The following is a 13,716-nucleotide window of genomic DNA, read 5'->3' as shown; positions in this document are numbered from 1 at the left end:
TTAAAAAGGCAAGATTATGACCACCACCACGATGATTCAATGGTTTCCTGGGCACATGAACAAGGCGCGCAACGAGATTAAAGAGATGATGCCGCAAATGGACGTCATCATTGAGGTGCTCGACGCGCGAATCCCGTACAGCAGCGACAATCCGATGATTGGCAAACTTCGTGGTGACAAGCCGGTGATTAAAATTTTAAACAAAGCCGACCTTGCCGACCCCGTTTTAACCCAAGCTTGGATGGACTTTTTTGAATCAGAATCTGGGGTAAAAACGCTGGCGTTTGACAACAATAAAAGCGACGACATTCACAAAATTATCAGCCTTTGCCAAACGATGGTTGCCGGAAAAGCGGCTGCCGGTCGGCAAATCAAAGCCATGATTATGGGAATTCCCAACGTTGGCAAATCAACCTTGATTAACACCTTAGCCGGTCGCACCGTCGCCAAAACCGGCAACGAGCCTGCGGTGACCAAATCGCAGCAGCTCATCAAACTTGACGCTGGCATCATGCTTTATGACACCCCCGGAATGCTTTGGCCAAAGGTCGAAAACGCCCATTCCGGCTACCGATTGGCAGCAACGGGCGGCGTCAAAGACACGGCGTTTGATTTTAGCGACGTGGCAAGCTACACCGCCGAGTATTTGCTTAGCGCCTACCCTGAACTATTAAAAGCGCGATATAAACTTGAGGAATTGCCGAAAACCGATTGGGAATTTTTTGAATTGGCGGGTCGCTCGCGTGGACTGCTCAAAAAAGGCGGCGTTGTCGATACTTACCGAATGTCAGAAATCTTAGTCAATGAGCTTCGCGCAGGGCAAATCGGCAACATCACCCTTGAAACCCCTGCCATGCGCGAGGTGGAAGAAATCGAGGTGGCGCAATTGCGACTTGCGGCTGAAGAAAAAAAGAAAGCAAAGGAGGAAGAAAAACGCTTGCGCCGATTAAAAACCAAGAAGAATCGGAAGTAGGTTTCAAGCTAATTGTTAGCTAATTAATTTATTATATGCTCGTCAAATAACGGTTGGGTCGAGTGGAAAAATAAAGACGGTCAAACCTTAGACAGCGTTTACCGCTAGGCTTTAGATTTGCGCCATCGCCCTTATATAAAAGCTTTTAGCCAATGGTTGCCAAATAATGACTGATGCTGCTCACCCAGACTTTTCCCAACCCGCCGACCACCTCGACAGCTTCGCCCCGCGCTTGCTCGATTGGTTCGCCACTCACGGTCGCCACGATTTGCCGTGGCAGCAGCACAAAACCGACTCGCCAAACCCGTATATCGTTTGGTTGTCTGAGGTCATGCTTCAGCAAACGCAGGTCACCACGGTGTTGCCCTACTTTGCGCGGTTTATGGCAAGCTTTCCAAGCGTTCATGATTTGGCAGCGGCAGATTGGGATTTGGTGGCGGAACACTGGGCGGGGCTTGGCTACTATGCTCGCGCTCGCAATTTGCATAAAGGTGCAAAGCAGCTCGTGGCGGTGATTGAAGCCACCGGCGATTTTCCGCAATCGCTGCAAGATTGGGAAGCCATTTCAGGCGTTGGACGCTCGACGGCAGGTGCAATCATGGCAATGGGGCTGCATAAATACGGCGTGATTTGCGATGGCAACGTCAAGCGGGTACTCACGCGCTGGTCGGCAATCGATGGCGACATTACCAAATCGGCAACCGACAAAATACTTTGGGCACTTGCCACAAGGCTGACCCCAAGCGATGACGCCGGACGCTTTGCCCAAGCGATGATGGATTTAGGGGCGACGCTTTGCACGCGCCGAAATCCAAATTGCCAATCCTGCCCGCTACAAAACGACTGTATCGCTCACGCTCAAGGTCGCGAAACTGACTTTCCGGTTAAAGCAAAAAAAGCACCCAAACCCAGTAAATTTAGCAAAGCCTTAGTTATCAGTAATAATAACGGCGAAATACTTTGGCTAAAACGCCCTGACAATGGCATTTGGGGCGGACTTTGGAGTTTGCCGCTTTTATTTGATAAAAAAGTTCAGTTGGATAAAAAATCTAAAATTGAGGTTATCATTACCGCTGAGCAAGATGACGCGCTTTTTGACAGCGAAATGAATACCGCTGAGCAAATTATTCATGAGTTGATTTTAAATAGCAACGCTGAGTTAACACCTTGCGGTCAAGATTTGTTTGACGACGCGCCCATCAAGCACAGTCTGACCCATTTTCATTGGTATTTAACGCCGTATCAAGCGCGCTTAAGTGATGAAAACATTCAGATATTAAGTAAAAAACTACGCCAAGCGGATATTGACTTTCAATGGCTTGACGATAAAACCGCAAAAGCCACCTTAGGGTTACCGCGAGCGATGGAAAAGGTGTTGGGTGTTCTTTGATTAGAACAAGCTTAACTAAAATTTTATCAATTCAACCTTAGCACTTTGGCGAGCGCAGCCGCATCAGCCCTTCTTGCTGAACGGTCGCCACCAGCTTACCATTTTGCCAAAACTGACCATGGTTTAAGCCTTTAGCATTTGAGGTGGTATCGCTCCACATGTCATAAAGCAGCCAGTCGTTTAAATCAAAGGCGCGGTGAAAGTGCATCGAGTGGTCAATGCTAGCCGCTTGCAAGCCACTGGTCATAAAGCTGACACCGTGCGACATCAGCCCCGTTCCGACCAAATAAAAGTCGGAGGAAAACGCCAATAGCGCTTGCTGAATGGCTTGCGGCTGCTCGCCAAGCTGTTTGATCCGCAGCCAGTTGGCTTGTTTGGGTTTCATGGGTTCAGGGTGGATGGGGTCGCGCGGCTTAACCGGTTTGATTTCAACGTGGCGCTTGCGCATAAACCGCGCTTTTAGCGCCTCAGGGACTTTGCCAACGTATTGCTCTTTTAAATCCTGCTCGGCAAGTAAGTCCTCCGGCGGCGGATAAACGGGCATATCTTCTTGATATTCAAGACCCTCCTCCATCGGGGAGAACGACGCCATCATCGAAAATATCACCTGCAAATTGGGCGTATCGCCATCGACCGATTGGCATTGAAATGCGGTGACTTCCCGCGCCGACAAGCTTCTGCCATCACGAAGCCTACGAACTTCATAAATCACCGGTTTGTCAATATCGCCGCCGCGCAAAAAATAACCATGTAAGGAGTGACACGGCTTGTCCTCATTGAGCGTTTTTGCCGCTGCCATCAACGCTTGCGCGAGCACCTGACCGCCAAAAATCCGCGCGCCAACGTAGTCATGACTTTGACCTTCAAACACATCGGGGCGAATCTCGGTGAGCGCCACCGTGGCAAGCAGTTCATCAATCAGTTGGCAATCCTCTGACATCACCGTCAGTCTCCTTGTTATTGAGCGTTATTAAACGTTATCAAAAATTGTCAAGCAAGCGCTACAAAGTCCAAAGCCTTTAAACTTTGAAGCGCTTGTTTTTGGGTAAACCTTAGATTTTTCGTAAAAAGCCGCTTTAACAAAAGCACTTAAAAACTAAGGTTTCACTGCCACCAACACGCGAATGGAATCAGGAACCAAGGACAAATTGGCAAGTGCTTTCTCGCCTTGCGATTGCAATTGCTCCAAGCGCTCAATTTCACTGTCGCGAACGTTGGGGTTAATCGATTGCAAATGCTTTAAGCGTTTGATTTCGCGACCCCACTGTTGGCTAAAGCGGGCGGCGGCTTGCTCGCCAATATCTTTAATCTGAGCTTTGGCAAGCGCTTCGGCTTCATGATAGCGCGTTTCAATGACATCGCCGCGAACTTTAATGACTTGGCGGGCACGATTTTTATCCAAGCGCTCAACGTGCGGCATAATCATCTCGGCGCTGACTTTTTGCGACAAATCACCACCTTGCTCGCTTAAAAAGATGCGGATATTTTGCATCGGCAGCATGGCAGGCAAATTTAACAGCTTTGGCGCAATGGCTTCAACGCGAAAGTTGATTTCAAGCATAATCATTCCTTGCGGCATGGCGCTACTTTTCAGCATGGCAACGGCGGTATTGCCAAAGGTGCTGCTCGAGGCAAGCTCATAAATCGCTTGCATGAGCGGGTGCTCGTAGGTGATAAATTCAACTTCCTCACGCTTTAACGCTTGAGCGCGCTCAAAGGTCAAGGTCATGCCATCCTCGCCGCCAAGGGGCAAAGCTTCAATAAACTCATTCGCCTCGCTGCTATCGACCGGCGTTATTACCCAAGTGCCGTCGCGCTGAATACTATAATCAATGTTTGCCGACGCTAAAAAGCGGTCAACAAAGGGCGCAAGCAAATTGTTTTTATCAAAATCAAGCATCGCCTCTTTGATTCGACCGGCAACGCGAGGTCGGCACGAGTTATATTCAAGCAGACGGTCGCGACCTTCTTGCAATGCTGCTTCCAATTCCAAGCGCGTGGCTTTGGCATCAGCAATCAACTCATCAAGGGCGGCACGATTATCGGTGTTATCCTCACCTTCAAGCAGCGGCTTTAATTCGGCAATAAACTGCTCTTGAACGCTTTGCGCGGTTGGCGATATTTGGTTAAAAATATTCAGCGCACGGTCATACCAAAGGTACAAGCGCTCCTGCGCCGTTCCTGTCACAAACGGCACGTGCAAGGTGATTTGTTTGGTTTGCCCAATTCGGTCAAGGCGACCGATGCGCTGCTCAAGGGTATCCGGATTTGCCGGTAAATCCCACAAAATCAGCTGATTGGCAAATTGAAAATTGCGACCTTCTGAGCCAATCTCCGAGCAAAGTAAAATCTGAGCGCCTTCACTATCGGCAAAAAACGCCGCCGCTTGGTCGCGCTCAAGTAAGCTCATTTGCTCCGTGAAAATTGCGGTTTTAATTCCCGCATGAAGTCGCAAAACCGCTTCTAAACTTTCAACGGTAGCGCCACTTCGGGCAATCAGTAGCACTTTTTCATGCTTAAGTTTTGATTTTAAAATATCAATCAGCCACGGCACACGCGGGTCATCTTCAAGCCAGCTGCCGTCGGGTTTATTTTCTTCGCCCCAAAGCTGCTCGCGAAGCTTACCACAAGTTTGGTAGCTGCCGACCCAAGATTCAGGCAATGGCAGCGGGTGCGGCTGACTTTGTCTGCCATAAAATCCGGTGACGCTTTCGCGCGTATTTCGAAACAACACGCGACCAGTGCCATGACGGTCAAGCAATTCATTTAACGCATAAGCTCGCAATTTTTCATCGTTATTAATATTAACAAGCTCATCACTATCAACGCCTAACAGACTGGTTATCGCTTTAATTTGGTTATCGCTTAAAGGCTTTTCGTCAATCAACACGCGAGCGACCGCCGCCGTATCGGCAAACGCTTCTTGGCTTGCGATAAACTCGTCCAAATCATCAAAGCGGTTTGGGTCAAGGAGTCGCAGCCTTGCAAAGTGGCTTTCAACGCCAAGCTGCTCAGGCGTTGCGGTTAATAGCATGACTCCTGCTGTTTCTTCGGCAAAATCAGCAACCAAGTCGTATTTTTCATTGCCGCCTTGCGCCGCATCCCAATGCAAATGGTGCGCTTCATCAACGACCAACAAGTCAAAGCCAGCTTCCATGGCTTGGTCATAAAGGTCAGGGTGGTCAAGCAGCAAATCCATGCCAGCAATGATACATTGCTCGGTTAAAAAGACGTTTTGCTCAGGATTGTGCTCTTTGATTGCGGCGGTGCGAACCAAATCAAACAGGGCAAAATTTAAATTAAAGCGGCGGCGAAGTTCAATCATCCATTGATATTGCAAGCTGTCCGGAACTAAAATTAATACGCGCTCAGCTTTTCCGGACAATAACTGCTGATGGATAATCAGCCCTGCTTCAATGGTTTTGCCAAGACCCACCTCATCAGCAAGCAGCACTCGCGGCGCAATGCGTTTACCGACCTCATGGGCGATATAAAGCTGGTGCTCAATAATATCAACGCGAGCGCCCATCAAGCCTTTTAAAGGATGGCTGGATAACGCCCCTTGCATCCGCAACATATCTTGGCGCAAATCGTACCAATCGCCGCGGTCAATGCGACCGGCAAGCAAGCGCTCTAAAGGCTTGGCAAGGGTAATGTTTGCTGCAAGCCTCGTTTCCATAATGGCTTTGTCATGACCGTCAACGCTATATTTGACCACGCCCATGACCTCATCGACGCCATTGACCACAAAGGTGTTGCCATCTTGGTCGCAAATGCTGTCACCGGCTTTAAACACCACCCGCGATAACGGCGCTGAATTTTTGGCATAAACGCGCGTCTCCTCACTTTGCGGAAATAAAATATGAACGCAGCGGTCGTCCACATCAATCACTACCCCAAGCCCAAGCTCAGTTTCAGTGTCCGATAAATGGCGTTGACCCACAGCGAATGTTTTATTATGCAGTGCAGAAGCAGAAGTTGTCATAAGGCGTGTCTTTGGCTCTCAATGGAAAAAATAGCGGTTAAGCTTAAGTCAAATCAGTCGCGCGACCAATTGGGCTTAAAAAAACCACAATATTATATCGTGTTAGCCGCTAGATGCGTGCAATATTGTCAATTTTCAAGCAATTTTAATCGCTGGCGCTTTGATTTTCTTATAAAAATTAGTGAAAACACGGTTAATAAATCAAAAAGTCAAAATTTGACGATAATATTAACCCTTGCTGCCTTGAGGGCGGCGCGCAATCAATGCTAGGCTTAAGCTTTTACATCAAGGAGCGATTATGCGCGCGGTATTTTTAGATAAAGGTACGTTTTCAGAAGGCATTGACCTGCCTGCCCCAAAAGGCGTCAGCGATTACGTCACCTTTAATGAGACCCCTCAAGACGACGCCACCATCATTGAGCGCTGCCAAAACGCGGACATTGTCATTGCTAATAAAGTCAAAATCGGCGCGGATGTCATTAGTCAACTGCCGCAATTAAAGCTGATTCAGCTGACCGCCACCGGTCTTGATAATGTGGATGGTGATGCTTGTAAAGCTCATGGCGTTGAGCTTTATAACGTTGCCGGTTACGCGGTGAAAAGCGTTCCTGAACACACCTTTATGCTGATGCTTGCGGCGATGCGCGCGACCAATTATTACCACGAAAAAGTCGTTGATGGCAGCTGGCAAGACAACGGTAACTTTTGCTTGCTCGATATTCCGCTCATTGATTTGGAAGATAAAACCCTTGGCATTATTGGCGTTGGCACGATTGGCAAGCGCGTAACCGACATTGCCCGCGCCTTTGGCATGGAAGTGCTTTGGGCGGAGCATCAAAACCGCGCCCCGCGAAATGCCGATTATACCGCCTTTGAGGAAGTGCTTGCTCGCGCTGATGTGATTAGCCTGCATTGCCCCTTGACTGATGCCACGCGCCAGTTAATTAATGAATCAACCCTTGCCAAAGTGACAAATAAGCCGCTTATCGTTAACGTGGCTCGCGGCGGTATCGTTGACAGCCAAGCCATCACCGACGCGATTAACAATGAGCAAATCATCGGCTATGCCACCGACGTTTTTGAACAAGAACCCATCACGAATGACGACCCGTTATTAACTTTAAAAGACCATCCGCGCGTCATCTTTAGCCCGCATAACGCTTGGGGCAGCAAAGCCGCTCAGCTTAAGCTTTGGGATATTTTAAGTCATCAAGTGAGCGACTTTATTAACAATAACAACGGCTAAAAACCAGTAAAATTAAAACGGCGCTGTATTAAAAAGGCATAGATTAAAAAGGCACGGCGCTTTCCCAATCCATCCAAGCGCCAAAAACAGGATGTTTTAATCGCAAAGATTGCGCGTGTAAATTAAGCCTTGGGGCAATGTTAAGTGCCGTACCTTCCGCGTAAATCGGATCGCCAATCATCACATGCCCCGCGTGAAGCATATGAACGCGAAGCTGATGGCTGCGACCGGTGACGGGTTTGAGTTGAACTCGGGTGACTTCAATGCCATCGACCGTTTCATGAGCCAAGATTTTAAATAAAGTCAGCGCATTTTTTTTCCAAGTTAAATCAACGATATGGCGCGGTTTGGTTTCCGGCTCGTAGCGAACCGGAACCTCAATGCGACCAGTTTCACCAACCCCAAGCCAGTGTCCCATCACCCGAGCTTGATAAATTTTTTGCGGTAAGCGCTCGATGAATTGCTTGCTGATTTGGCTTTGCGCCGCAGCATTTTTGGCAAAAATCATGAGTCCCGAGGTGTCCATATCCAAGCGGTGAATCAGTTTCACCTCGGGATTGGCGCGGTAAAGTCTTGATAACAAACTGACCTTTAGCGATTTGCCGTCAACGCTTAACAATCCGGCAGGCTTATCGACCACCCAAATGTCGTCATCTTCATAAACGGTGATACTTTGGGCAAAATCTTTAAAAAAATCTTGCGAAAATTGGCTTTCTTGCAGGTTTAACTGCACCACCACCTCATCAGAAATCGGCATCATCATCACTTATCATTCAAATTTGCGCCCATTATAAAGTCTAGGGCGTTTTAATCGTAACCCTTTTGCAAAAACTTATTTTCAAAAAGACTTTATTCAAGAACTTTGATTAAAATCATCAATTAAGCAAGCCAGATTTGCAGGATGATTGTTGCAATTTATTCTACTAATCTAAGTTTTTAAGTAATTAAACTTGTCCTAAGCCACCAAGTATCTGCAATCGTGATATTATAACTGTCTAATCAACTTTGTTTTGATTCTCTATTTTATTTCGATTGCTTTTAGGTCGATAAAAATAAGTTAACAAAAATAGTTTAACAATGACTCATAGAGAGAAAATTATGTCAGCTTCTATCGTTAATACCACCGATGCCAATTTTGACCAAGACGTGTTGCAATCAGAAATCCCCGTTTTGGTCGATTTCTGGGCAACGTGGTGTGGTCCTTGCCGCGCGATTGCCCCAGTTTTAGAGGAGCTTGCCGACGAGTACCAAGGTCGCGTCAAAATCGTCAAAGTTGACGTTGACCAAAATCCACAAGCCGCCAGCCGCTTTGGAATCCGTAATATCCCAACGCTATTTGTCTTTAAAAATGGCGAAAAAGTGGATGCGGTCATGGGACTGCAACCAAAAGGTGAGCTTGCCCGCGTTCTTGACAAGCACCTTTAATCATTAGTTTTAAAGCTAAGCTTATTTTAAGGTTGGTTTTGTTGATTGCCATTGTCCATTGATAATGGCAATTGCTTATTTTTTAGGCAATCACCCAAATTCAGCACTTTTTTAGCAAAATTCATTGACAAGTCTTAGGTGAAAACCGTATAGTCTGTCGACATAAGAAACATTTCGTATGCTTGCGCGTTATCGCTGCTCTCCTTTTTTGTGTTTATCAAGACCAAGCACAACTACTCGCTTTTACCAATGATTGATTGTTGAGACCAAGCGGCTCATGTAGTGCCTCTTGTTAGCGCTTTTTTAGTGATAATTGTGTTGAGCGCATCTTGATATCGCTATTGATAATCTACCGCTGCCCATTCCATGATGACCCATCAACGACGTTGCTCAGACAGTAATCCTATTGTCTTAGGCGGTAGGGTTTATGGCAGCTTTTAACCAATCAATTGCTAATGACTTATTTATGAATCTTACAGAACTTAAGAAAAAAAGCATCTCCGAGCTGTTAGGCATTGCCAAAGACATGGGTCTTGACAACATGGCAAGAAGCCGAAAGCAAGACATCATCTTTGCCATTTTAAAAACCCACGCCCGAAACGGCGAAGCCATTTATGGCGATGGCGTCCTTGAGGTGCTCCCCGACGGCTTTGGCTTTTTGCGCTCCTCAGAGGGCTCCTATTTGGCAGGTCCTGACGACATTTATGTCAGCCCAAGCCAAATTCGCAGATTTAGCTTAAAAACCGGCGACAGCATTGCCGGAACGATTCGACCGCCAAAGGACTCTGAGCGCTATTTTGCGTTATTAAAGGTCGGCGAGATTAACTTTGACACCCCCGACCGCTCACGCCACAAATTAATTTTTGAAAACTTAACGCCGCTGTTTCCAACCGAGCAATTAAAGCTTGAAATCGGTAACGGCACCACCGAAGATTTGACCGGTCGCATCATTGATTTGATTGCGCCCATCGGTAAAGGTCAACGCTCAATTATCGTCGCCCCGCCAAAAGCCGGTAAAACGATGCTTTTACAATCCATCGCCCAGTCCATCACCAAAAACAATCCTGAATGCTACCTTATCGTCCTGTTAATTGACGAGCGCCCTGAGGAAGTTACCGAAATGGAGCGCACCGTTCGCGGTGAAGTGGTCGCTTCAACCTTTGATGAGCCGCCGCAGCGTCACGTTCAAGTGGCTGAAATGGTCATCGAAAAAGCCAAGCGTTTGGTTGAGCACAAACAAGACGTGGTCATTTTGCTCGACTCAATCACAAGGCTTGCGAGAGCCTATAACACCGTCAGCCCATCTTCTGGAAAAGTGCTGACGGGTGGTTTAGATGCCAATGCGTTAGAGCGCCCAAAACGCTTTTTTGGGGCGGCGCGAAACGTCGAGGAAGGCGGCAGCTTAACCATCATTTCAAGCGCGCTGATTGACACCGGCAGTAAAATGGACAGCGTGATTTTTGAAGAATTTAAAGGCACGGGTAACCAAGAAATCACCCTTGAGCGCGATTTGGCCGAAAAACGCGTTTTCCCTGCCATCAACATCAAAAAATCAGGAACGCGCCGCGAAGAGCGCCTGCTGGATGAAGACAAACTGCGTAAAGTTTGGATTTTACGCAAGCTCTTACAGCCTATGGAAGGGGTTCAAGCGACCGAGTTTTTACTTGAGCGCTTAAAAGAAGCCAAAACCAACGACGAGTTTTTTGAACAAATGACCCGAAAGTCGCAAAGCCAATAACTCGTCCGCTATTTTTTCGTAAGGGCAAAAAGCCGTGATATCACGGCTTTTTCTATAAGCCGCTTTTTTAATCGGGCATCTTTGTCCCAATTGCCCAAAAACGCGTTAGCGGACTTAGCTTTAGAATACAAGACTCCTAAGCAAATTACTGCTTAATGATACAATTAAGAAATATATATTACAGTTTGTTGATAAAGCTTTGCGATATCACTACGACTTAAGACTCGTTTTAGGTCTTAAATTAGATTATGATACTCATTAGGTTAAACTTATTTGTCCGTTTTTAAGCTGACTTTTTAAGGTTAAGATTTTTAAGGATATTTATTGATAGTAGCACGGGTTGCTAACCATTAAATAATATTTAAAGTTGATTAATACGAATAGGTGACATTATGAAATTTGCAAAAACTTTAGCATTGACTGCCATTACCAGCTCAGTTTTGGTGATGACCGGCTGTAACACCACCAATGGTTATGGTTATAACTCAGGTCTTAGCAATGCGGCAAAAGGCGCAGCGGCAGGCGCAGCGGCGGGAGCGTTAATCAAGAGCACCGGCGATAGCAAAGACATCGCTCGCGGCGCTATTGGCGGCGCTGCTGTTGGTGGGGCTGCAGGCTATATCCTAGACAGCACTCGATAAGTTATTTCTTTATTGAATTATAAAAAAGCCTGATTCATAATCAGGCTTTTTTATTTGAAACACTTATTTTTGACAAGTTATGCCCCGCTAAAGGTATCACAAGATTGAATATCTCCTGATTTTAAGCCACGTTTGAACCACTCAACCCGCTGCTGACTGGTACCATGAGTGAAATTGTCCGGAACCACCGCGCGACCACTTGCGCGTGCCAAGCGGTCATCGCCAATTTGACTTGCCGCATTGATCGCCTCTTCAACATCACCGGCTTCTAAAAAGCCAATCCGCTGCTCATTACGATTTGCCCAAACCCCTGCAAAACAATCGGCTTGTAATTCTTGATAAACAGAAAGCCGATTTGCCTCAGCGCGGCCAACTTGTCTTGTGGCTTCATTCACTTGTTGAGTGATGCCAAGCAGCGTCTGAACGTGATGCCCCACCTCATGAGCAATCACATAAGCTTCAGCAAAATCGCCTGCCCGACCTTGGTTTTCGCTATCTCCTGAACCTTGTTGGTCGCCAACAATGCCTAAATTTTGGCGCATTTCCACAAAAAATGAGGTATCTAAATAAACCGTCTGGTCGCTTGGGCAATAAAAAGGACCGGTCGCGGACGTTGCCGAGCCACAAGCCGAGCTGATTTGACCATCAAATAAGATTAATTGTGGTTCACGGTACGTCTCCCCTGCATCACGAAAGACCTGACCCCAAACCAATTCCGTATCTCTTAATACCACTTTGACAAAGCGCTCATCGCGGGTATCATCACCGGCAGGTTCTGTGCTTGTTGCCTTGCCGCCTGCAATACTTTCGCCAGTTTGCAGCGCGGTGATGGGATTGACCCCAAACACCAGCCACAATATTCCAGCAATAATAATCCCGCCAATACCGCCGCCCATAAGTTTTCCGCCGCTACTGGTGCGAACGTTTGAGCTGCCCTCTCGACCTTGCCATTTCATAATTTTCTCCTTTTTTTATTTTTATATCCTCGTAATATTAGCTGATTAAAATAAAACCAATTATCACGTTGTTCAGCTCAGCTGATCGCTATCGGCAAGTGCTCAAACCATAGCACCGCAAACAAATCACTTTTACTCCCAACTTGTCCTTTAAACTTATCAAAATTGTTTTAAAATCAATAGCTATTAGTGAATTATACGAAGTTTATCAAGCTGTCCTGTATAAAATTTGGTACAAAATAAAATTTAGCCCAATTATTTACTACTTTATTGTTACTAAAGTGTACAAACACTTTTCTTTTCATAAAAAACAATATAGAATGCACGAAAGCTGAGTAGCTGTAACTAAGAGTAGTTGAGTATCTGAATATTTCAGGAACTCAGCTCTTTTTTGTGTAGCTACTGCTCAATTCAATCCCCGGAGAATACCACATGAAACTTAAGTTAATTGCTTTAGCTGCTATTATGACTGCCTCAATGGGCCTAACTGCTTGCGATAGCAACAAAGAAAACGCGGCTGAAGACTTAGCTAACGCTCAAGAAAATGTTCAAGACGCTCAAGAAGAGCTAACTGATGCAAACGCTGAAGGTCAGCCAACTGCTGAAGCTGAAGCGGCCACTGCTGAAGCTGAAACTGCGGTAGCAGAAGCTGAAGCTACTGCTGAAGCTACTGACACTGCTGCTGCTGCGCCAGCTGATGCTACTGATCCAGCCGTTGTTGAAGCTGACACTGTAGTTGTTGAAGAGCCAGCTGCTCAGTAATTATTGAGAAATCAATAATCAATAAAAAAGAGAGCAATTGCTCTCTTTTTTTATGCATTAAAATTTGACGGTTTAAAAAAGCAGTTAAGCCTTGACTTGACTGCTTTTTTATTTTTATGATTTAAGCTTGTTTATCAATCAATTGAGCATCGATTTGCTGGCGAAATTTTTGACCAGTTTTAAAGGTCACCACGCGGCGCGCTGAAACGTTGACCGGCTCACCTGTTTTTGGGTTACGACCGGGACGGCTATTTTTGTCTTTTAACTCAAAGTTTCCAAATCCTGAAAGCTTCACTTCTTTGCCTTCAATGAGGCTGTCTGACAACTCGTCAAAGAAGTTCTCGACAAGACAGCGACCTTCTTGTCGAGTCAAGTTCAAGCGCTGCATCAAGTGCTCAATCATGTCAGATTTGGTTAACGTACTCACAGTACCGCTCCTATGCTGGGTCATTAGGTAAGTTATTGGTAGGAAACGACTAAAGGTTGCTATTATAAAGAGTTTTGAGAAAATAATTAAGGCTTTTCCCTATAAAACCCTTTATTAATAATCAGTTAGCAACGATTAACAAGGTTAATCGCTGCCTTTAACGTAAAAATTAA

12 protein-coding genes are annotated in these 13,716 nt (G+C 46.2%); 7 read left to right on the top strand and 5 right to left on the bottom strand.

Annotated features, from left to right (window positions below; all coding sequences use genetic code 11):
• Nucleotides 1–16: 16 nt before the first annotated feature.
• Nucleotides 17–973: a ribosome biogenesis GTPase YlqF gene (ylqF, locus tag ACZ5XY_RS06840; protein WP_464740171.1), complete on the top strand. Its 957-nt coding sequence runs from the start codon at nucleotides 17–19 to the stop codon at nucleotides 971–973.
• Nucleotides 974–1,139: 166 nt separating this feature from the next.
• Nucleotides 1,140–2,363: an A/G-specific adenine glycosylase gene (gene mutY, locus ACZ5XY_RS06835; RefSeq protein WP_464740169.1), complete on the top strand. Its 1,224-nt coding sequence runs from the start codon at nucleotides 1,140–1,142 to the stop codon at nucleotides 2,361–2,363.
• 37 nt (nucleotides 2,364–2,400) lie between these two features.
• On the opposite strand, the gene ACZ5XY_RS06830 is transcribed toward mutY, so the two are convergent.
• Together ACZ5XY_RS06830 and rapA are read right to left on the bottom strand one after the other, a co-directional pair.
• Nucleotides 2,401–3,303, bottom strand: coding sequence for an acyl-CoA thioesterase (locus ACZ5XY_RS06830; protein WP_464740167.1), 903 nt, complete (start codon nucleotides 3,301–3,303; stop codon nucleotides 2,401–2,403).
• Nucleotides 3,304–3,459: 156 nt separating this feature from the next.
• A complete protein-coding gene (gene rapA, locus ACZ5XY_RS06825; RefSeq protein ID WP_464740165.1) occupies nucleotides 3,460–6,348 on the bottom strand; it encodes an RNA polymerase-associated protein RapA in 2,889 nt (962 codons plus the stop codon).
• A gap of 298 nt (nucleotides 6,349–6,646) precedes the next feature.
• Here rapA and ACZ5XY_RS06820 point away from each other — a divergent pair, with 298 nt between their 5' ends.
• On the top strand, nucleotides 6,647–7,594 hold the full coding sequence (locus ACZ5XY_RS06820) for a D-2-hydroxyacid dehydrogenase (protein ID WP_464740163.1): 948 nt from the start codon (nucleotides 6,647–6,649) through the stop codon (nucleotides 7,592–7,594).
• A 43-nt stretch (nucleotides 7,595–7,637) separates the two neighbouring features.
• Here ACZ5XY_RS06820 and ACZ5XY_RS06815 read toward each other — a convergent pair whose 3' ends face one another.
• A complete protein-coding gene (locus ACZ5XY_RS06815; RefSeq protein WP_464743805.1) occupies nucleotides 7,638–8,351 on the bottom strand; it encodes an RluA family pseudouridine synthase in 714 nt (237 codons plus the stop codon).
• A 341-nt stretch (nucleotides 8,352–8,692) separates the two neighbouring features.
• On the opposite strand from ACZ5XY_RS06815, the gene trxA reads away from it, so the two are divergent.
• From trxA to ACZ5XY_RS06800, 3 genes are all read left to right on the top strand, one after another.
• Nucleotides 8,693–9,019 carry a thioredoxin gene (trxA, locus tag ACZ5XY_RS06810; RefSeq protein WP_464740161.1) on the top strand — a complete coding sequence of 109 codons (327 nt, stop codon included), beginning with the start codon at nucleotides 8,693–8,695 and terminating at the stop codon, nucleotides 9,017–9,019.
• A 466-nt stretch (nucleotides 9,020–9,485) separates the two neighbouring features.
• A complete protein-coding gene (rho, locus tag ACZ5XY_RS06805; protein WP_464743803.1) occupies nucleotides 9,486–10,757 on the top strand; it encodes a transcription termination factor Rho in 1,272 nt (423 codons plus the stop codon).
• Between the two features lie 392 nt (nucleotides 10,758–11,149).
• Nucleotides 11,150–11,398: a hypothetical protein gene (locus tag ACZ5XY_RS06800; RefSeq protein ID WP_201533746.1), complete on the top strand. Its 249-nt coding sequence runs from the start codon at nucleotides 11,150–11,152 to the stop codon at nucleotides 11,396–11,398.
• Between the two features lie 77 nt (nucleotides 11,399–11,475).
• Here the strand turns inward: ACZ5XY_RS06800 and ypfJ are convergent, their stop codons facing one another.
• Complete coding sequence (gene ypfJ / locus ACZ5XY_RS06795) at nucleotides 11,476–12,354, bottom strand: KPN_02809 family neutral zinc metallopeptidase (RefSeq protein WP_464740159.1); 879 nt, start codon at nucleotides 12,352–12,354, stop codon at nucleotides 11,476–11,478.
• Between the two features lie 432 nt (nucleotides 12,355–12,786).
• Between ypfJ and ACZ5XY_RS06790 the strand changes: the two genes are divergently transcribed.
• On the top strand, nucleotides 12,787–13,116 hold the full coding sequence (locus ACZ5XY_RS06790) for a hypothetical protein (protein ID WP_464740157.1): 330 nt from the start codon (nucleotides 12,787–12,789) through the stop codon (nucleotides 13,114–13,116).
• A 121-nt stretch (nucleotides 13,117–13,237) separates the two neighbouring features.
• Here ACZ5XY_RS06790 and ACZ5XY_RS06785 read toward each other — a convergent pair whose 3' ends face one another.
• On the bottom strand, nucleotides 13,238–13,543 hold the full coding sequence (locus ACZ5XY_RS06785) for an integration host factor subunit alpha (RefSeq protein ID WP_464740155.1): 306 nt from the start codon (nucleotides 13,541–13,543) through the stop codon (nucleotides 13,238–13,240).
• Nucleotides 13,544–13,716 lie beyond the last annotated feature (173 nt).

The sequence above is a fragment of the Psychrobacter sp. GTC18467 genome (assembly GCF_055397455.1).
This window is presented reverse-complemented; position numbering and strand designations above follow the sequence as displayed.